Genomic DNA, 21,166 nt, shown 5'->3' with positions numbered 1-21,166 from the left:
TTTATGAGTTCTAACGATATTATTTTTATTTTAGGTTATAATTTCGATTCTAATTATTATTTGATTAATGGAAATACTTTAGTGGATACTGGAGCAGGAATTAATAAGGATTATCTTTTTTCTAAACTTCGTGAAAACGGCGTTGAACCGGATGACATTGAATTAATCATAAATACTCATTGTCATTTTGACCATATTGGAGGTAACTACCTATTCCCTAATGCCAAAGTTGCAGTTCATAAATTGGATGCAGTGGCTATGAAAAATAAGGACAGTCTCGGGACTTCCATGTCCGCTTTTAATCATGAAGGCAATTCTAGAGTGGATATTGAACTTGAAGACGGTGATGAAATTGCTAATTTTAAAGTAATTCATACTCCGGGCCATACTGCAGGTGGAATTTGTTTATGGGATGGTGAAAACTTAATTTCCGGTGATACAATCTTTGCTGGCGGTGGCGTTGGTAGGATGGATATTGGCGGTGACTTTGGGGACATGAAAAATAGTCTAGAAAAATTAGTAAAGTTGGATGTTAAAAACATCTATCCCGGTCACGGACCAATAGTTGAAAATAATGGAAAAGAACATGTAAAAATGTCTTATTCATTACTTCTCTAATTTTCTTGAAACTTTATTAAAGTTTCCTCTTTTTACCAATACTGAAACCTTTTCCCCACGGCTAATTGTATTGTCAGGCTGTGGGATAACTAATTTTCCGTGTTGATAAGTGGCTATAATAATGTATTCTTTTGTTGGGGATATGTCTTTAAAACGTTTTCCAATAATTTTATCATTGGTTATGGTCATATCTAAAATTTCCGCATCTCCTTCCCCAATTGTTGTTAATTCAGCCACATTTGGTCTTGTAACAATTTTTTGCAAATAACCTGCTGCTGTAATTTCTGGGCTGATTACCTGATCGATTCCAACTTCTTTGAATGCTTCTTCATGATCAGGGTTACTTACACGGGCAATGATGTTTGGAACATCATATTTTCTAACTAAAATGCATGATAAAAGGTTTGCTTCGTCATTACCTGTTGTTGCAATAAAGAAATCAGCATCTTCAATGTTTGTTTCCTCAAGTAACTTTGAACTGGTACCATTTCCACAAATAACCAATGCATCAAGTTCTGATGCTACCTCAGTACATAATGACTCATCGCTTTCAATTAATGTAATGTCGTATCCATCTTCTATTAATAAATTGGCTAGTGCAAGTCCAACACGACCTCCGCCCATAATAATAATATACATTAAATCGCCTCATTAAATATTTGATAATCAATATTTAGTTTAGTACATTATAAATATTATCTTTTGAAAATTTCAAAGACTGCTCTGAGAGTGATTAATACTGGATAAATTTCCAGCCTTCCGGTCCACATGTCAAACATACTGACTATTTTCAGCACGGGATTTAATGTGTTGTTGATTATTCCAAGTTCCAAACCGTTATTTCCCTGCATGGTCATTGCTGCAAATAAACTTTTGAAAGGGTCATATCCGAATAGGCAGAAAAGTGCCCATGTAAACATGATGAACATCATGTATAATGTAATGTAATTTCCCGCCTGTGAAATTGATTTTTCAGGAATTCTATGTCCATTTAATTTAACTGGTACAACTCTTCCGTCAGGTGATAAAATCTCTCTGATGTGTCTATATATTCCTTTAAAGAAAGTTATCATTCTTACAAGTTTGATTGCACCTACTGTGGATCCGTTAGAACCTCCAGTCAACATTAAACACATCAACACTATTATTACGAAAGATGGCCATGTGGCCATTACATGTATTGGTGCTACATTTGCTCCGGTTGTAGTAATTGCTGATACGATTGTGAACAATAGTTCCATTGGAACAATATTTGAGATGAAATAAAGCATTACAGTGGTAATGGCAATTACTCCAATTATTATTTTGAATTGTAAATCTTGAATTAATGATTTTCCTCTTGTTTTAATAACTTTATAATGCACCAAGAAGCTTGTTGCTCCCAATATCATTAAAACAATTGAAATAAAATAAATGAGATTACTTTGATAATAACCCATATTTGCATTTTTGATATTCATTCCGCCGGTTGAAATTATTGAAAAAGTGTTACAAAGTGAGTCAAATGCAGGCATTCCGGCCAACATGTATAATGCTATTCCAAAAACACTATATATTAAATAGATTTGCAGGGTTTTTTTAAGTGTTGTTTTAATACTTGGTTTGATTCTCTCATCACGGGCTTCTGATTGGTATAGTTTTGATGAAACTGATCCGGGTTTTGTTAAAACGCCGATAACCATAACAACAACTCCTAAACCACCAATCCATTGTTCAAAAGACCTGAAAAATAATATGCTATGGGGCAATAGTTCAACATTTTCAAACATTGTTATTCCGGTTCCGGTTAATGCGGACAAACTTTCAAAAACAGCGTCGATATAGGGCATGTTTGTCGCCAACATAAAAACAAGCCCTCCGATTAGACTTGCCCATAACCAGGCAAATGATGAAATGATCATCCCGTGCTTGAGACGCATTTTCTTTTTTGTGGAATTTTCAAAATATTTTTTAAAAGCATAACCTAAAGCGATTGAAATTCCAGCAGGCACGACAAAACTGACCACATCGAATTCAAAATAAATCAAATCGAAGATTAGCGGAATTAAACACATTATTCCGATTCCAATCATCAGATATCCTGAATCTCTTGCAACAATTAACAAATCAGTTTTAGTTATATACCTCATTATTGTATTACTTTGAATAAATATCTATATAAATTTATAAGTAGTGGGGATTATAATATTTAAGTAATGGATAAAAAATCAATATTTTTTTTAGGGATAAGTGTTCTTATTCTTGTTGTAATGCTTTGGTTTGTTGGTATAGACCAGGTAATTGATGCATTGAAAATAGCTAAATTAGAATTCATAGCTTTAGCTGTTGCTATGCAGGTATTTACTTATTATTTATATACTTTACGTTGGAAAATACTCAATAATCTTGTTGACATTGATGTTGGGGTAAAAAAACTCTTTCCTATAGTTTTAGTAAGTTTGGCTGTAAATAACATTACTCCATCTGGACGTGGTGGAGGTGAGCCTGTAAGAGCTTATATCTTGTCTCGTGAAGAGGATTACCCTATGGAAGAAACCTTTGCAACTGTTGTAGCTGACCGTGCTTTGGATACGTTTCCATTCATCATACTTGCAGTTTTAACCATTATTGGAATGACATTTTACTTTGAGGTTGGCTTGGGGTTGCTTGTGCTGATGATTGTTGCGGTGATAGCTATTGTTGTAGTTTTAGCTTTATTGATTTATATGTCAATCAATCCAGGTTTTGGAAAACGGGTGGATGGCTGGATTATAGGTCTTGTCAGAAGGTTTTACAAGAAAAATTCTGAAGAATTGGAAGAGAAAATCCATAATGTTATTAATGGTTTTCAGGACACTATGAAAATGGTGATTTCAAATAAAAAGGTTTTATATTATGCGTTGCCATTGTCTTTTGTTATATGGATTTTTGAAATCGTTAGGGTTTATTTTGTATTTTTGGCATTTGGTGCTTCTGTAAGTCCTGTTGTCATTGGTGAGGTATTTATTTTGGCATGTCTTGCAGGTATGATTCCTTTGCTTCCTGGTGGGCTTGGTGCAGTAGACGGTATCATGATTCTTTTCTATTCAGCAGCAGGAATAACAGCTTCCATAAGTGCTGCCGCAACTGTCATTGAAAGGTTGATTTCATTTTGGATGACTACAATTTTAGGAATGGTTATTTTACCTTATTACGGTTCTTCTGTTTTGGATAAAATTTCCTTGGGCTCTTCAAATGAGGAAATTGAAGAATCAATTGATGAAGAAGCTGAAGATAAATAATCCATATCTTTTCACTTTTTTTTTAAATCCATTTTGTTTAAATGAGGTTCTATTTTTAAATCACTCCTATAATATTTAAAAAAGGCAGACAACGAAATAGAAGAAAAACGAAAAAATAAAAACCTAAAACACGAATACCATGGAAATATGAACTACCTTTAGGAGTTCATCAAACATTCCTCTACAAATTAAGTGAAACTATCGAAGAAAGACAATAAATAACCAACCATATGATTGTATTGACAAATCAAAGTCTCGTACTCAAAAAAGATTCGTGAAATAAGAATCCTAAACGACACGCAGGAGACACAGAAACCAAATATCAATCCAACAACAGAAAATCATAAAAGAAAAAAAATAATGTCAAAATTCAACAAAAAATCTAAACTTTATGGGAGAGGATAGATTTGGAAATGTTTAAATACTGGCAGATACATAAGCATTAGTGAAAGATTGGAAGGTAAAAGCCTCTTAGAGGTTCAGCCTACAAGTCCTTGTCGCCGCAGGTGACGACTTTCCATAGTTTATTATGGTCAATTAGGTGGCTGTAGGTTCTTCATTCTTCAAATACTCTTTTTATACTTTTATTTTGAATTAAATCAATGAATTCACTATTGTTTCGTTCCACACTTTGAAAAATAGACCATGCTATTATATCAGCCATTTGCAGACCATTATAATGAATTGAATTAGTATGTTTAATATCAACAGAATAGTTCTTGGAGTTATTTAAATTAGCTGTAAACTGTTTATTAAAATTATTGATTTCTTCTTCTTTGTTTTTACATTTATCAACAATAATGGATGTAGAATTATTTATATTGATTCTTTGTGCTAATTCAGAAGCTATCTTATCATATAAAATATTGTAATCATAACTATGATGTATTTTATAGATATTTTTCTTATCTAAAATAATACCTACAACTTTATAATCTGTATTGTTAAGTTTTTTTAATATCTTTTTTATGATATAATCATCTGTTGTGTATCCTTTTATTTCAGTAGAATTACCTAATTGTTTTTTATATTTTTTTCTTGTTTTTTTAATAATATTATCTAGCTCTTTAGGATTATTAGTTATAATGGCTCCAAAAACAAAATAATCACTTTGTTTTGCTAATTCTCCTGATTCATCAATATAAATATAATCCATACTATTTATTTTGTTTTGATGATTTAAAAATTTTTTCAGATGCCATATTTACTTCAATATTGCTTCCATATCGCTAAATTTAGATAATAAACTATTAAGAGCTTCTAACGAAATAAATTGTATCTTCATCATAGCTACCTAAGGCATCATATGCTACCTGAATCATAGTGGAATTTACCAAATACACCATGTTCAACACCCATGTATACTGGCCCTGCTGATTTTGCCAATACATTTGTATACTTCCTGAATGATTTAATGTTATCACTGAATATGGATCAAGGGATTCTGTATCTCGGAAACTTTCATATGCTCTTCATGATTATGATTGAGTTAGTAACAATAGCTACACAATAACATCTGTAGGTAATGTGTTTGTAGTTCTTAATTATTGTTATGTAAAATCACTCCTATAAATTGTGAAACTATCGAAGAAAGACAATAAATAACCAACCATATGATTGTATTGACAAATCAAAGACTCGTACTCAAAAAAGATTCGTGAAATAAGAATCCTAAACGACACGCAGGAGACACAGAAACCAAATATCAATCCAACAACAGAAAATCATAAAAGAAAAAAATAATGTCAAAATTCAACAAAAAAATCTAAACTTTATGGAGTATTTTTAAATAGAAAACTTTATTTTAATAATAAAATATATCTTTAAATGTTGTAGGAAATTAGTTTAATTAATAATTTTTTTAAATTATTTTTTTAATCTAATTTTCAACGAACTTAATGGTGAAAAAATGGAAATTAATGGCGTAAATATACAAGATACCTTTGCTGAAGGTTTCGGAATTAAAGTATCTAGATTAATTATTACTGCAGCTACGAAACATTTAGCTGAAATTGCAGCTACTGAAGCTACCGGATTTGCTACTTCAGTTATTGGATGTCCTGCAGAAGCAGGTATTGACCAATATGTTCCTCCAACTGAATCTCCAGATGGAAGACCAGGTTATGCAATTATGATTTGTCACATGTCTAAAAAATCTTTAGGCGGACAAATTATGGACAGAATCGGACAATGTGTTTTAACTGCTCCTACTGCAGCAGCATTCAACGCTCTTGAAAGTGAAGAATCTTTCCCAACCGGAAAACAACTCAAATTCTTCGGTGACGGATATGAAACCGAAAAAGACGTAAACGGTAAAAAAATGCATGTTATTCCTATCATGTCTGGTGAATTCTTAGTAGAAGATGAAATGGGATGGAAAGATGGAGTAGCTGGTGGAAACTTCTTCATTATGGCTGACAGTCAAATGGCTTCCATCGTTGCTGCTGAAGCTGCTGTTGACGCTATTCACGCAGTTGCTGGTGTAATCACTCCTTTCTCTGGTGGTATGGTTGCTTCTGGTTCCAAAACAGGTTCCAAATACTCTTTCATGAGTGCCTCTACCAACGAAAAAGAATGTGTAACCTTAAAAGATCAAGTAGAAACTGAATTACCAGAAAACGTATTCGGAAACATGGAAATCGTTATTGACGGTGTAGATGAAGAAGCAGTTAAAGCTGCTATGAAAGCAGGTATTGAAGCTGCTTGTCAAGTTCCTGGTGTTATCGAAATCGGTGCTGGTAACTACGGTGGAAACTTAGGTCCTTACCAAATCCACTTACAAGACTTATTCTAGAGAGATTAACTCTCTTTTCCTTTTTTCTTTTTTTAATAATGCATTGAAAATATCGCATTTGACCATTGTCATTGAATCTTTTGATTGATGTAAACTATTTCTTAAAATTTTGTCAAAACTAATATAGTTGTAAATACATATTATATAACACATCAATTAATGGGTGAGAACATGTTTAAAAAAAGTGCATTGATTGTTCTGATGTTGTTTTTACTTTCATTAGGTTTGGGTGTTGTCAGTGCATCTGAAAATATGACTGACAATATTCAAGGTACAGCTTTCAAAGAGACTCCATTAATGGAGGATAATATAGAAAATGATTTTTTACAAGTCAATGATAGCATTGACAATCAAAAAGCAACACATTTTGAAGTAAAAGATATTGTTTCATATTATAAGGAAAAGACAACATTTGTTAACTATCTAAAAGATTCGAATAATCAATCAATTCAAAATAAAACAATAAAAATACAAATTAATGATAAAATTTATAAAAGCACAACGGATAAAAATGGAAAATCAAGTTTGACATTAAATCTTAAACCAAATACCTACAATGTGAAATTAACTTTTGATGGTGATGATAATTATAATTCAACTGTTGCAACTTCAAAAATAATAATCAAGAAAGCTCCGTTGGCTATTAACATGGATAATTTCAATACATATTTTGCATCTGATTCATTTTTCAAAGTAAAAATATACAATGAAATCACAAGAAATGCAGTAAGTGGTATTAAAGTTAAGTTTAACGTCTATAATCCAAAAACAAAGAAATATTCTTATTATTGGGCGACAACTGATAAAAATGGATATGCAAAATTAAGTAAAAATATTGGTGTAGGTACATATAAAATTTCTGCTAAAATTGATGATTCAAAAAATAAGAAATACGTTTCCTATAAAAATTCCAACAAAAAAGTCACAATGAAGGTAAATCCTCCAAAGGGTGAAGACTGCTGTTCATTTTTCTTACAGGTTAGCGAATCTGAAAGCGTAGGCGGTTTTAGAAGGGACAACACAGGAGCTGCCGATATTATTGTTAAACCTTTTAAATGGGCAGGTAAAGCTGCAATAAAACACTATAAAACATCCGGTAGCTATTTTGTTCATTTAATTACAAGCGCCAGTGGTTGGATTGTAGGTAACGGCGGACTTGATGATGTGCCTGTTATAAATTCTATATTAAAAATGGCTGAAAAAATGGTTAAATCAAATAAAATCCAGGCCAAATATTTGAAAAAGATATTAAGTTATAAAAGGAGTATAGGATTTGGCCACTTTTCAATAAAAGCGCCTAACGGAAAATATGCAGTCGTTTGGCAATCTGGTTATATTACTGGAAAATTAAAACCTGGGGAATTCTCCTGCTCTCCTAATTTCAGATCATATTATCGTCACAGCACTTATACAAAATACAGTACTAATCCTGTTAAAGCAGCGATTATGGTAGGGGCTTCTGATAAATATGGTGTAAACAGGAGAGATATAACAATATTTCATTGGAAAGCTAAAACAGATAAAAATTATAAAACTACTTCTGTAGTCAAGGCTTACTCTGCAAATGACAATGGAAGAATGGTGGGAGTGTCATCCGCTCATCTGAAAGATAATGTTTATTTCAAAAACAAGTTTTTCAGCAAAAATAAACTTCCGCGCAGCCCTAAGTGTATTCATATCGGAACCCAAAAATTTGGAAATATCGATAAGTTAATTAAAAAAGCCACTATAGTTAAAGCTCCTAAAGTGACCAACACGTTCAATCAGACCAAATACTTTAAGGTATCTGTTAAGGATAAATCCACTAAAAAGGCAGTCCGTGGAATAAAAATTAAAGTTAAACTCGTTAGAACTAACTTTGCTAAGTATTTCACTATTAAAACAGATTCTAAAGGTATTGCAAAGTTGAATACAAAGAACTTATTGAATGGAACCTATAGGGTTGCAATAAGTCCTGCAAATAATAAATATTTAATTTCAGCTAAAAGTGCGATTGTTATCAGATAATTGCACTTACTTACTATTTTTTTTGTCAAATTATCTATTTATTTAAATTAAGATAATTATATTTATGTCGGGTACTTATATTTTATTTAGGTGATTATTTGCATCCGATTGATATGATGGTTACAGACTATAATTGTGAATATTTGGGATTGTCAAGATTATGTTTAATGGAATCTGCAGGCAAATCTCTGGCTGAAGAAGTGGGTAAAATTGCAGTTTATACTTTTGCCAAACCTGTAAAAGTTGTTATTTTCACAGGGTCCGGTGGAAATGGTGGTGATGGATTTGTTGCGGCACGTTATTTGTTGAACAGAGGATATGATGTAGATATCTATATGCTAAAAGAAAATATTCGCTCTGATGATGCAAAGACCAATCTAGAAATTTTAGAAAATATGAAACCTCGCTTGTCTCGTTTAAACATTTATAATTTAAGAACTCTTGAAGATATTAATTCATGCGAGGTGGCTCAAAAGAGGGATTCTGAATTTGTCATTGTGGACGGACTTTTGGGAACAGGAATTAAGGGAAAACTGCAAACCAATATCAAAAGAGCAATTGAAATTATCAATGAATCCAAAGGAGTTACAATAAGTGTTGATGTGCCCTCCGGAATGGATCCTTTAACTGGTGAGGTAAGTGATTTGGCGGTAGTTCCGGATTATACCATAAGCTTTCATAAAATCAAAACTGGTGTAAGGGATGCCGATGAAGAGCTAGTTGGAGGTCTTGTAACTGCAGATATTGGTATTCCATTCGAAGCGGAATATTTTGTGAACTATGGCGATTTTTTAAGGCTTAAAAACAGAAATCCGAATTCTCATAAGGGCAATAACGGCCGTTTACTTGTTGTAGGTGGAAGCAAAGACTATTCCGGTGCTCCAGCTATTGCGGGAATGGCTGCAATTGGGGCAGGTGCAGATCTGGTTTATGTTGCTTCTCCTGAAAATGCAGCCGATGCCATTAAATCAACATCTCCTGACTTGATTGTAAAATCTCTTGAAGGCGATAAATTGTCATTAAACCATTTGGATGAAATATTGGATTTAAGTGAAAATGTTGATGCTGTCTTGATAGGTCCAGGTTCTGGAATCGATGACGAAACTTCCAAATTATTCAATGTGCTGGTTACAAAAATTAAAAAACCGATTGTTCTGGATGCTGATAGTTTAAAACAGGTTGAATTGTCTTTAATTAAAAATCGAGAAGATATGATTTTAACACCTCATATTTTTGAGTTCAAATCATTTTTTAAAACGGATGATGATTTAAGATTGGACATTGATTCATATGACTTTTCTGAAGTTGACGAGAATATTACTTTGTTCCAAAAGATTTCTCGACAAATTAAAGGAACTGTTGTTGTTAAGGGTAAATATGACCTAATACTGTCTGGAAGCAAGTTTAAGATAAACAAAAGTGGAAATGCGGGTATGACTGTTGGTGGGACAGGCGATGCCTTAGCAGGTATTTCTGCCAGTTTGTTGTCTCAGGGGTTATCATCTTTCGATTCGGCCAGTTTGGCAACATTTATCAATGGGCTTGCAGGAGATGAAGCATTTGATGTTAAAGGCAATGGGTTTTCAGCTACTGATTTGGTTTCATACATCGGCAGTGTGATTAAAAATGGATTATGTTAAGGGAATTTTTAAAGCAAGGCCAAACAGATTCATTGCTGAGGTTGAAGTGAACGGCAATTTGGAAATTGCTCACGTGCCAAATACTGGTAGGTGTAAAGAACTTTTGATTGAAAATGCCACAGTCTGGTTAAAACCATCAGATAATCCAAATAGAAAAACAAAATTTTCGCTTCACTTTGTTGAAAATAAGGGAGTCTTGGTATCACTTTACTCTCAGCAGGCTAACAGTATTGTATATGATGCTGTTGTTACTGGTAAAATAAAGGAACTTTCAGGTTATGATTATCATCAAAGAGAAAAAACCGTGGACAATTCAAGGATAGATATATACTTGGAAAATTCAAATGGCGATTCCTGCTTTGTAGAAGTGAAAGGGGTTACTCTAATAATTGATGGTGAAGCGAGATTTCCGGATGCTCCAACTGAAAGGGGCGCAAAACACCTTAGGGAATTAATTAAACTTAAAAAAGAAGGAAATCGTTGCTGTGTATTTTTCCTGATTCAACATCCTGCAGGTGAGTTTTTCAGACCAAACTGGGAAAATGACCCTATATTTAGCCAGACATTAAACGAAGCATATGCTGAAGGTGTTGAAATTCTTGTTTATAGGTGTGATAATCGATTAGATGGAATTGAATTAATTCCTGAGTCTTTAGATTTTGATTTGGGAAAAAGTTTCACCAATCGCATCGTTGATAACTAATGTTGCAAGATTATCGTATGGTGTTTCACTTTTATTAATCAAAACTAAGTTTTCACCGTTGAAATAATTAATCAATCCTGCTGCGGGGTATACAACAAGTGATGTTCCGCCAATGATTAATGTTTCTGCATTTTGTATGTAATCGATTGCAAAACTTAAAACAGCATTGTTTAAGGGTTCTTCATATAATACGACATCCGGTTTAACAATTCCACCACACTCGCATCTTGGAATTCCTTCACTTTCCAAAATGTGGTTTAATCCATATTCTTTATTGCAGATTTGACAATAGTTTCTGTGAATGCTTCCGTGAAGTTCTAAAACATTTTTGCTTCCTGCTTTTTGATGAAGCCCATCAATGTTTTGGGTAATGACTGCCTTTAATTTGCCTATTTTTTCCAATTCTGATAGTTTTAAATGTGCAGGATTTGGCTTTGCGTCTTTGAAGATGAGATTGTCCTTATAATAATTAAAGAATTCCTCTGTATGATCCATATAATATGTATGTGAAACTAAATTTTCTGGAGTGTCTCCATATTTTTCAAGGCTTTTAAAAATGCCGCTTTCTGACCTGAAATCAGGTATTCCACTTTCTGTAGAAACGCCAGCCCCTCCGAAAAACACTATATTTTCTGATGTGTCAATAATTTCTTGCAATTGTTTGATTTTAGACATGATGTTGTGTATATTGTTGATGCATATTATTTTTTTTGTATAAATGAATGTCTTAAAAAAAGATATATTAACAACTAAAATAGATACTTAAATAATCATCCATTGGAGGTAAACGAATTGAATAAGAAAATCTCAATTTTCATATTTTTAACATTATTCGTTATCTTATCAATTAATGCAATTTATGCAAACGATTTAAACATGTCTGATATTGCCTCAAGTTATAGTGAAGCTAATATTGAAAATAAAATTCATGAAAATGATTTAAATACACTTTCAGCCAATTCTGATGGTGTAATTTTTGAAGAATCCTTTAAAAATCAAACGGAATTTACAGAAGCGTCAACCAGCATATATTACTCCGCACCTTATTGTATAACACTAAAAGATTCTAATACAAATGAGTCTTTATCAAATAAAAGCATTGATTTTGTCATAAATGGAGTTAATTATACTGTTACAACAGATGATGATGGCATAGCTAGTGTCAATTTAAAATTAAAATCTGGAAAATATACTGCTGATGCATATTTTTCAGGTGATGGCTCTTATGAATCTTGCAATTTAACCTCTGAATTTAATGTGTTGCCTACAATTAAAGCAAAAAACATATCAAAATATTATAAGGGCGATACACCATATAGTGCAACATTTTTTGATACTCAAGGCAATGCCTTATCAAATGCTGAGGTTACAATAACGGTCAATGGAAAATCATACTCCAGAAAAACTAATGCCAATGGAGTTGCAAGCATGCCTATTAACTTAAAACCTGGAATTTATAAAGTTGTTTCAACTGATTTGATTACGGGATATAATTTGACTACCACTTTTAAGGTTTTATCAACTATTAGTTCTAAAAGCATTAAAAAAATTGCCGGTGACAATAGAAAATTTAAAGCAAAATTTTTAAAGAGCAATGGAAAGGCATTATCCAATCAAGTTATAAAATTCAAACTTGGTGGCAAAACATATAAGGTTAAAACTAATTCTAAAGGTCAGGCAAGTTTGGCATTGAAAAAACTCAATAAGGGAACTTATAAAATTATCTGTTACAATAAGGATGGATATTCAAAAGATTATAAGATTAAAGTCTATAATATTGCATCCACCAAATTAATTACTAATTATTACAAACTCCTTCCAAAAGACAGTAAAGTTATTAAAGTCAAATTAGTGACTAGTTTGGATGATTATCTGATTTCCGGAAAGGTAATTAAAATTAAAATTAATGGGAAGACTTTTTCTAAGAAAACGAATAATCAGGGTGTTGTATCCATTAAATTGCCATCTCTTAAAAATGGCCTTTACACTGTCAAGTACAGATATGATGGAGCAAAATATTTCAAAGCATCAAAAGCTAAAAATTTTGTTGCTATACTAAGTACTGCCAATACTGCATTGAAAGTTAAAAGTACAAAAACTTTTGGTTATGGTGCAGGTACTTTATTTAAGTTATCATGTACTGCGGGCAATGTTCCAATAGCTAAAAAATCAGTTACAATTCAAATCGGTTCTAAAACTTACAAAAAAAGTACTGATATTAAGGGAATCGTATCAATACCGATTAACCTAAAAATTGGCAAATATGTTATTGATTATGGAACAAAGGGTGATTCCAAATTAAATGGAAGTTCTGGTTCTTCTATAATAAACGTTATTAAAAGAAGCGAATCTAAACTTGCTTGGAAAAGTGGAAGTTCATATAAAGATTATTCACAATCTTTTAAAGTTTTATTAACTGATTTGAAAGGTAAAGCTATTTCTGGCCAAAAAATTAAGTTAACTATAGATTCTGAAACATATGCGGCAACTACGTCTTCAAAAGGCTATGCTAAATTTAAAACTGATGTTGCAATTGGAAAATATAAAGTTTCGGTTAACTTTGGTGGAAGTAACTATTATCTTAAAAGTTCCACTTCAAAATCGATTAATGTCAAACTCACAAAGCTTATTGGGGGAGTTAATGAGAAAAATTCAATTCGTTATTTAAGTCCATACCTTAAATCATCTTATCATTGTCAAGTTGGTAATTCAAGGATAAAATCTATAGTAAAATCATTAACACATGGTTTGACTAATGATTTGGATAAAGCAAAAGCCATATTTAATTATGTAAGAGATAAGGTGAAATATAGTGGTTATTATAATACCAAATATGGTGCTGTAGGCACATTAGCAGTTAAAAAAGGAAACTGTGTTGACCTTGCACATTTGTTGGTTGCCATGTATAGGACTGCAAATTTAAAATCAAGATATGTTCATGGGACCTGCCATTTTGAAAGTGGATACATAGGTCACGTTTGGGCTCAGGTTTTAGTTGGCAATACATGGATTTGTGCGGATGCATCTAATGATATTAACTCTTTTGGAAAAATAAAGAATTGGAATACAAATTCGTATAGTTTTCATAGTAGATATTCAAGTCTTCCTTTCTAATTCTTTTTTTCAATATTTTCAGAAAGGATTAATAAAAAAAGAAGTAAAACGGATAGCTGTTAAGCTATCTGTTTAATTTTTGATAATTTGCTGCTTGAAGGCCGTGGTATCTAATCATACCTTCAACGTCTCTTTGATCGGTTTCCTTGTCTTCAAAGGTAATTTGTTCTATGCTGTGTATGCTGAATGGAGATTTTCTGGAAATCGGTTGGATTGAACCTTTGAATATTTTCATTACAACTTCTCCACTTACTCTTTCCTGCATATTGTCGATTGCCTGGTCAAGGTCATCTCTTAGAGGTTCCTGCCAGAGTGCTCTGTAGACAAGTTCTGCATAGAGTCCAGACATATATTCAGCAAATCTTAACTCTGCGGTTGTTAAAACCAATTCTTCTAATGCTTGATGAGCAGCAATTAATAATTTTGCACCCGGAGTTTCGTATATTTCCCTACTTTTAATACCAATCATTCTGTTTTCAATGATGTCTACTCTACCGATTCCATGGGATCCCGCAATTTCATTTGATTTTTCGATAATGTCGAGTAGAGGCATCATTTCACCATTGATAGCTACAGGAACACCTTCTTCAAATTCAATGGATACTTTTTCAGGTTCGTCTTTAGCATCTTCCCATGAAGCGGTCCATTCGTAGATATCTTCCGGTGGTTCATTTGCAGGGTCTTCTAAAACGTCTCCTTCGATTGCTCTTCCCCAAAGGTTTTCATCAATACTGTAAATTTTATCATAACTTAACTCGATTCCTTTAGATTCAGCATATGCCTTTTCTTCAGTTCTTGTTAAATTCATTTCTCTGATTGGTGCAATGATATCCAAATCGGACATTGCACGAATAATTGCTTCAAATCTGAATTGGTCGTTTCCTTTTCCAGTACAACCGTGTGCAATTGCTGTTGCCCCTTCTTTTTCAGCCAATTCAACAAGTTTTTGGGCAATTAATGGTCTTGCAAAAGCGGTACTTAATGGATATCCTTCGTATTCTGCATTTGCTTTAATTCCACGTGCGATGTAATCGTTGGCGAATTCTTCTTTAGCATCTATATTGAAGTGTTTTAATCCTCCAATGTTGGCCGCACTTGTTTTCGCTTTTTCCATTTCTTCTTCGCCTTGTCCTACATCTACACATGCAGTAATAACTTCCACATTGTATTTTTCTTCTAATAATTTAACACAAACAGAGGTGTCTAATCCTCCACTGAATGCCAAAAGTACTTTATCAGTCATAAAATCACCGTAATTATTTTAATAAAAATGAATTATCAAGTTATAATTATATTTTTAATAGTATTTAAAATTAAATAAAAAAAGTTGACAGAAGAAAACTCTTAATTGAGGGTATAATTGAGGTTGAAAGTTTATAGGTATTTTGAAAAATCAAAACCTCAATTAAGAGTTTCGAGTTCATTTTTCACTCGCTAATAATATAATTGTAATTCATAGTATATAAAGTTTAGGCATGCCTAAACTTTAATCAATAAATTTTCACTCTCGACAAATTCAATCAGTCGGGAATATGTCGGATTGTTTTTTAAGGTATCCTTATTTCCAATGATTATCAACTTTCTTTTTGCTCTTGTAATTGCAACATTCAAACGTCTCAGGTCATTTAAAAATCCTATATTTCCGTGTTCATTGCTTCTGACAGTTGAAATGATGATAATTTCTTTTTCCCGTCCTTGAAATCCGTCAACGGTTTTTACTTCAACGGGTGTGTTTTCCTGGATAATCTTTACCTGATCTGCATAGGGGCTAATGATTCCGATATCGTCTTCCTTGACTCCTGCAGTCAGATAATCCTGAGCTACATTAACTGCAATTTCGGCTTCAACAGTGTTTATTATGGATTTGGAGTCCTTCAGGTGATTTTCATGATTTTTTTCAATTTGGGAAGTGTCCATAAAAAGAAGTGCCTCTTCATTATAATTGGAGCCAATGATGTCTTTTATATTGATTGAATCAACGCTTTCATCACTTTTCAGGCTGTTGTTGTAAAATTCGGAGTTTGGAAACTTCATCAGAAGCTTATTCATCCTATATTGAATGTTTAATAACTGTGATTTGGGAGGATATTTTCTGATTAATGCTTCAAATAATGTATTTTCAAGCTCTCCTGCCTTTTCACTGATGATTGTTGGAGGAAGCTGCTTGTGGTCACCTGCAAGTATGAATCTGTGTGCCTTTGCAATCGGTATCAGAATGCTTGGTATTGTTGCCTGTGAAGCTTCATCAACAATTGCAACATCAAATTTTGTTCGGGCTATTGATTCGAGTGCCGCTGATGAATTTGTTGCAAGAATCACGTCACTTTCCTCAATGATGTTTCGAATCATTTTATTTTCAATTCTTTTAATGTCTGCATGCAGTTCATCAATTTCCTGATTATATTCAATCCACTGTGCCATGGACTGCATTTTTTCAGCGCTTATTCCTCTTCCGCCTTTTCCTTTTGATGCATTATATAATATGTCGTAATCTCCAAATCCACGTCTGAATTGCGGTGTCGGTTTGGTATAAGACTTTCTTTTTTCGATTAATCTGTCAATTTTTTTGTAGATTTTCTTGATTTTCTTATTCAACTTATGCTTTTCAACTTTATACGCTAGAGAATAAGTGATATTGTTTTTTGAAACCCTTTGGGGATGACCAAGTCTGGTCAGATTCAGTTTTTTATTTGCCATCAGACGCTCAAGGATATTGTCTATTGCAGCATTGCTTTCAGCTGTTGCAAGGACCTTGTGATTTTGCCTTGTTTCCTGAGATATCAGCTCAACCAGTGTTCTTGTTTTTCCTGTTCCGAATGGACCGTGAATCAAAAAGAAATTTTCACAGGATAGGCTGCGTTCTATGGCTGTTTTTTGGGAGTCATTTAAGTTGTTGTCAATATAGCTGATATATGGGGTTTTCCTATCCTTTTTCGGATTTCTGTCAGTTAGCATATACTCCAATGCATTCTTTCCTTTCAAACTCAAATGCTTCAGGTTGTCTTCCATTCTTCTGAATGTGATGTCATTTGCATATAAGTCTATTCTCACTTTCTTTTTAAGTGCCCATTTTGGAATTCTTTTATCAAAGGCAACCTTGATGAATCGAGCTCCCTTTTCTGTAACTGTTCCTGTCAAATCACTTCTTAGGGGGTCATCGGTACTGATGAGCACCATGTCTCCAACGCTGATTTCAGTATCGATTATATCGGACCTTCCGAACTGAACAATTTCTAGGCCAAGTTCTTTGCCCATACGTTTTCCTTTAACCTTGTTGATGGCTCTTCCAAGTTCTTCCCTTTTTTGACCTGACATTGTGCTTATTTCATAGGTCATCAAGTCAATTTCCGCTTCCCTTTCATAATTTATGAGCATTATTAATTTTTTAATATACTTTTTCACTTTAATCCCTAATTTATAAATAAGAGCGTTTATGTATAATATTATTATGGATTTTGAAAAAGTTGAATGTTCAGATAATCTGGAAATGGCATATGTTTCAAATCATTCTGGAGGCTATATTTCAAGAAATACTCATGTGTTCCATCAGATTGAACTGAATGATTTGAATAAATTTATTTTGGAAAAATCAGTTTTCGGAACTCCTATCTTCAAGTTAGGGCAGGGTGATAATAAGCTTTTGATTTTATCAGGAATTCATGGAAACGAATTGCCTTCACAAATCGCAAACATTCGACTTTTAAACGAATTGGTTGATAAAAAAGTCAGCAGTACTGTTTTTTTCATTCCCTTTGCAGCTCCAAAGGCAACAATGGAAAATAAAAGATTATTCAATAATTTGGATTTAAATAGAGCATCTCACGTTAAAAATTCATTAAGCAATCTCATAATTCAAAAGATTGAAGAGCTGGGAATTAATTTTGTGGGAGATTTTCACTCCACTGCATTCAATTCCAATCCCGGTTTTGAATCAGTCTTTTCAACCAAATCTCCATCTGCTGAAAGCTTTTTAATTGCAAACTACATTGCACGGGATATTGATTGCAGAATCATTGCACTTGATTCAGCGGGTGAATCTTATATGGGTGCTGTTGAGGATGTATGTAACTTAAGAGGCATTCCGGCAATTACTGGTGAGGTGTTGTCTCCTTTTGCAAGTGTCGGTGAGGGTAGTGTTGAGAGATCCTATCTTCAGATGAAAAGTTTTTTATCTTACTTTGGGATTTAAAGTTGGATATTTTTAAAAAAAGGTTGATTTAACTCCCTTAAAATGGGAGTTCAAATCAAAGGAATTTATTTTAGAACAGATTCGATAGCAGACTCATCCGCAGCGACGATTTCAACTACTTTTTCGTTTACACCATAATCAAAAGTAACTAAGCCATTTTCAGTTATTAAAAATCCATCATGTCCTCCAATGGTTTTATTTTCTGAATTTGCTGGTGCGGTAATATTATGTATTCCACCATCTGCAAAGAAAACTTTAATTAATATTGTTTCATTTCCTTTTTTAAGTTCGCAGATAGATACTTTTGCACCTTCAAAGTTACCTTTACCATCAGCACCTACATCTCTTGCAGATTCGTTTTCTTTGTATCCGTCAGGGATGGTAAATTTTTCGTCCTGTATTTTCAATTCGTTGTTGTTAATTTGTATTGATCCACCATTTGAGTTGGTGTCACTTCCGACGTTGAAGCTCCAGTCTGCTGCGCTTGCAGCACCAATTGCAATGCAAATTGTAATTAATGCAATTAATGCAATTAAACCTTTTCTCATTTTTTCACCTTTTTTTTTAAATAAGTTTGTATAACCAATTTGGTTATGTAATATGATTTTTAATATTCATTGTTTTTATATGATTCTATTACTTCGGATTACTTTTCAAATACTCTAGGATTATTTATTTTTAATATTATCAATTAAACATTAATTAAGGCGATTTCAATATCTTCTTATAAAAGTCAATGTAAAACATATGCTGCAAAAACCAACAAAAAAGGTATTGTAACCTTTAAAATAACCAAGTTGACCAAAAAGGCAAGTTCACAGCTGTTGTGAAGTTTGCAGGCAATAAATACTACAATGCCAAAGCTGTAAAAGTTAAAATTATTGTTAAGTAGATGGAACTCCATCTACAACTTTTTTTTATTTTTTTCTACATTTACTTGCTTGATTGCACTATTTATTATAATCATATTCATTTACTTTCATAATTGATTGCTTATTCAACTGTTTATGGAAGCAACTATAAAAATATTCATCTGTCCTTTTGATTATTGGAGTGTTGTTTTTGGTGTGGTTTCGTTAATATTGTGGATTAGTTTTAGTGTGGGGATTGCAATTTTTTTAGAGGTTCTGATATGGTGTTATATTGACTGATTTGAGTACTCCATATGTATCAAACTATTAAAGTAATCAAAAAGTTACAAAAATTTTAACTTTATTGTGCAAGAATTCTCCGGTTTCTTTAAGCTGGAGATGAATTGCACCTTTTAGTGGGTTAGTGTCTATTTTTTATGTGGTGGGTAGTGCGATTACTTTTCAAATGCTCTTGGTAAATCTTGTTATAATATTAATTTTATTATATAATATTGAAATCCAATTTTGGATTTTATAGAATAAGGTAATGATATTGTGGTAAAATTTGTTGTCAAACTCATAATTTTAATGCTCATATAAGCAGTTTTTTTGATAAGGACATAGGAGTTTCATCATGTCTTCTTATAAGGGACATTCCGTATTTGCACTTTTGCTCGCGTTGATGTTTTTTCACAATCCTCTGTTAATTGCTTTAACATTTATCGGTGCAAATATTCCAGATTTTGATCATAAGTTTAAAAAAGATCATGTCTATAAGTTGATTATTTTAGGGTTGATAGTGTTCATTTCACTTTATATCCTTCAATTACCTTATCTTATTGGTTTGATTATCGTATTTTTAGGGGTTACATTCTATTTTTCTGAGCACAGAAGCTTTACTCATTCCATTTTTGGGGTTTTGACATTAACGTCAGCAGTTTCTTTAATCATGATTTGGGGATACGAATTGGTAATGGGCGTTACTATTTTAAATGATTCCTATTTTGTAATGGCAGTTTTGATTGCTATTTTAAGTTTCTTATTTTTGAATAAGAAGTTATTGATGGTATTTTTGCCTTTATTTTTTGTTAGCTTGTTTTTCATTAATGATCTTAATATGACTTATATTGAAATAGTTTTAGCATTGTTTTTGGGATTGTTTTCTCATGTTGTTCTAGATTCATTCACTCCTGCTGGAATTAAGATTTTTGCTCCATTGTCTTCAAAAAAGGTTTACAAACGATTTGGTTTGATTTCAATATTTGTTCTGATTACTTTGGCCATTGTTTATAATATTCCGGTTTTATACAAATTGTTTGAACAATATGCTTATTTTATTGTGGCATCCGTATTTTAGTATGTATTTGTGATGTCTTATTAAAACCCGCAAACAAAAAAGAGTCCTGAATCTTTAATCCATAGGCAGAATTTTGACATGATATAAAGTACTGGCAGTTCGATTAAAGGACCGATGACCAATGCAATTGATATCAGTTCATGTCCTGGAAATGAGTTAATTGCAATTGCCAGTGCCAATGGGGAATTTCGGGCCAATGTTGTCATTGTTAAGCTTGCATATTCCGAATAGCTAAAGTTAATTTTTTCAGATAGAAGCAAGTCGATTATTGCATTTGCAATGAAAAACAGTATCAACGGAACAAATATTGTCAAGACGGAATCCAGATTCGCAAATAGCAGTTCTCCCTGTGATGCAAATATGCAAAACACTGCAAGCGATAAAAACCATATTTGAAGTGAGCTGAATAAATTCGCTGCCTTTTCGTTTAATTCCTTGTGTAATAAGAACTTAACAATCTGTGCAGCTGTGAATGGAATTACAATAACTATGATGAGGGAATACATAAGTTGTGTATAATCCATTGTATTTCCACTTGAAAAGAACAATATGAGATATACTGGAAGCAAAATAATCTGCAGCACCAGATTGATAGGCAATATTGACAGGCTTAACGGCAGATCTCCTTTTGCC

At 32.7% G+C, this 21,166-nt stretch carries 18 protein-coding genes; 9 read left to right on the top strand and 9 right to left on the bottom strand.

The window, feature by feature from the left end; translation table 11 throughout:
- The first annotated feature begins 3 nt into the window (after window positions 1-3).
- Window positions 4-618 (top strand): MBL fold metallo-hydrolase, encoded by a 615-nt coding sequence (locus UIB65_RS10565; RefSeq protein ID WP_296805563.1) that lies wholly within the window; start codon window positions 4-6, stop codon window positions 616-618.
- Here the strand turns inward: UIB65_RS10565 and UIB65_RS10560 are convergent.
- Window positions 607-1,257, bottom strand: a complete 651-nt coding sequence (locus UIB65_RS10560; RefSeq protein ID WP_296805561.1) for a TrkA family potassium uptake protein — start codon at window positions 1,255-1,257, stop codon at window positions 607-609. The genes UIB65_RS10565 and UIB65_RS10560 overlap by 12 nt on opposite strands.
- A 56-nt stretch (window positions 1,258-1,313) precedes the next feature.
- The gene (locus UIB65_RS10555; RefSeq protein WP_330041582.1) at window positions 1,314-2,747 is read right to left on the bottom strand and encodes a TrkH family potassium uptake protein; all 1,434 of its coding nucleotides are present in this window, start codon (window positions 2,745-2,747) and stop codon (window positions 1,314-1,316) included.
- A 66-nt stretch (window positions 2,748-2,813) separates the two neighbouring features.
- Between UIB65_RS10555 and UIB65_RS10550 the strand changes: the two genes are divergently transcribed.
- On the top strand, window positions 2,814-3,878 hold the full coding sequence (locus UIB65_RS10550; protein WP_330041580.1) for a UPF0104 family protein: 1,065 nt from the start codon (window positions 2,814-2,816) through the stop codon (window positions 3,876-3,878).
- Between the two features lie 556 nt (window positions 3,879-4,434).
- On the opposite strand, the gene UIB65_RS10545 is transcribed toward UIB65_RS10550, so the two are convergent.
- On the bottom strand, window positions 4,435-5,034 hold the full coding sequence (locus UIB65_RS10545) for a DUF3800 domain-containing protein (protein ID WP_330041578.1): 600 nt from the start codon (window positions 5,032-5,034) through the stop codon (window positions 4,435-4,437).
- A gap of 94 nt (window positions 5,035-5,128) precedes the next feature.
- The gene (locus tag UIB65_RS10540; RefSeq protein WP_330041576.1) at window positions 5,129-5,269 is read right to left on the bottom strand and encodes a hypothetical protein; all 141 of its coding nucleotides are present in this window, start codon (window positions 5,267-5,269) and stop codon (window positions 5,129-5,131) included.
- 518 nt (window positions 5,270-5,787) lie between these two features.
- Here UIB65_RS10540 and fhcD point away from each other — a divergent pair.
- The 4 genes from fhcD to sfsA all read left to right on the top strand — a co-directional run bounded on the left by fhcD (window position 5,788) and on the right by sfsA (window position 11,022).
- A complete protein-coding gene (gene fhcD / locus UIB65_RS10535) occupies window positions 5,788-6,672 on the top strand; it encodes a formylmethanofuran--tetrahydromethanopterin N-formyltransferase (protein ID WP_296893420.1) in 885 nt (294 codons plus the stop codon).
- A gap of 171 nt (window positions 6,673-6,843) precedes the next feature.
- On the top strand, window positions 6,844-8,679 hold the full coding sequence (locus UIB65_RS10530) for a hypothetical protein (RefSeq protein ID WP_330041573.1): 1,836 nt from the start codon (window positions 6,844-6,846) through the stop codon (window positions 8,677-8,679).
- A gap of 98 nt (window positions 8,680-8,777) precedes the next feature.
- On the top strand, window positions 8,778-10,319 hold the full coding sequence (locus tag UIB65_RS10525; protein ID WP_330041572.1) for an NAD(P)H-hydrate dehydratase: 1,542 nt from the start codon (window positions 8,778-8,780) through the stop codon (window positions 10,317-10,319).
- Complete coding sequence (sfsA, locus tag UIB65_RS10520; RefSeq protein ID WP_330041570.1) at window positions 10,306-11,022, top strand: DNA/RNA nuclease SfsA; 717 nt, start codon at window positions 10,306-10,308, stop codon at window positions 11,020-11,022. Before UIB65_RS10525 ends, sfsA begins: the two co-directional genes overlap by 14 nt.
- On the opposite strand, the gene UIB65_RS10515 is transcribed toward sfsA, so the two are convergent.
- Window positions 10,972-11,697, bottom strand: coding sequence for an NAD-dependent protein deacylase (locus UIB65_RS10515; RefSeq protein WP_296805550.1), 726 nt, complete (start codon window positions 11,695-11,697; stop codon window positions 10,972-10,974). The two genes, sfsA and UIB65_RS10515, sit on opposite strands and share 51 nt — an antisense overlap.
- Window positions 11,698-11,814: 117 nt before the next feature.
- Between UIB65_RS10515 and UIB65_RS10510 the strand changes: the two genes are divergently transcribed.
- Window positions 11,815-14,136, top strand: a complete 2,322-nt coding sequence (locus tag UIB65_RS10510; RefSeq protein ID WP_330041567.1) for a transglutaminase-like domain-containing protein — start codon at window positions 11,815-11,817, stop codon at window positions 14,134-14,136.
- A 64-nt stretch (window positions 14,137-14,200) separates the two neighbouring features.
- Here UIB65_RS10510 and UIB65_RS10505 read toward each other — a convergent pair whose 3' ends face one another.
- On the bottom strand, window positions 14,201-15,379 hold the full coding sequence (locus UIB65_RS10505) for an argininosuccinate synthase (RefSeq protein WP_330041565.1): 1,179 nt from the start codon (window positions 15,377-15,379) through the stop codon (window positions 14,201-14,203).
- Window positions 15,380-15,615: 236 nt separating this feature from the next.
- A complete protein-coding gene (locus UIB65_RS10500) occupies window positions 15,616-17,538 on the bottom strand; it encodes an IGHMBP2 family helicase (RefSeq protein WP_330041563.1) in 1,923 nt (640 codons plus the stop codon).
- Window positions 17,539-17,584: 46 nt separating this feature from the next.
- Here UIB65_RS10500 and UIB65_RS10495 point away from each other — a divergent pair, with 46 nt between their 5' ends.
- A complete protein-coding gene (locus UIB65_RS10495) occupies window positions 17,585-18,325 on the top strand; it encodes a succinylglutamate desuccinylase/aspartoacylase family protein (protein WP_330041561.1) in 741 nt (246 codons plus the stop codon).
- A 65-nt stretch (window positions 18,326-18,390) separates the two neighbouring features.
- Here the strand turns inward: UIB65_RS10495 and UIB65_RS10490 are convergent, their stop codons facing one another.
- Window positions 18,391-18,873 (bottom strand): hypothetical protein, encoded by a 483-nt coding sequence (locus UIB65_RS10490; RefSeq protein WP_330041559.1) that lies wholly within the window; start codon window positions 18,871-18,873, stop codon window positions 18,391-18,393.
- A gap of 937 nt (window positions 18,874-19,810) precedes the next feature.
- Here UIB65_RS10490 and UIB65_RS10485 point away from each other — a divergent pair.
- A complete protein-coding gene (locus UIB65_RS10485) occupies window positions 19,811-20,533 on the top strand; it encodes a metal-dependent hydrolase (RefSeq protein WP_330041557.1) in 723 nt (240 codons plus the stop codon).
- Between the two features lie 20 nt (window positions 20,534-20,553).
- Here the strand turns inward: UIB65_RS10485 and UIB65_RS10480 are convergent.
- A partial coding sequence (locus UIB65_RS10480; RefSeq protein ID WP_330041555.1) for a bile acid:sodium symporter occupies window positions 20,554-21,166 on the bottom strand: 613 nt, incomplete at its 5' end.

The sequence above is a fragment of the Methanobrevibacter sp. genome (assembly GCF_036307625.1).
GTDB lineage: Archaea > Methanobacteriota > Methanobacteria > Methanobacteriales > Methanobacteriaceae > Methanocatella.
The sequence above is the reverse complement of the archived record's forward strand: the minus strand, read 5'-3'. Positions and strand labels throughout refer to the sequence as shown.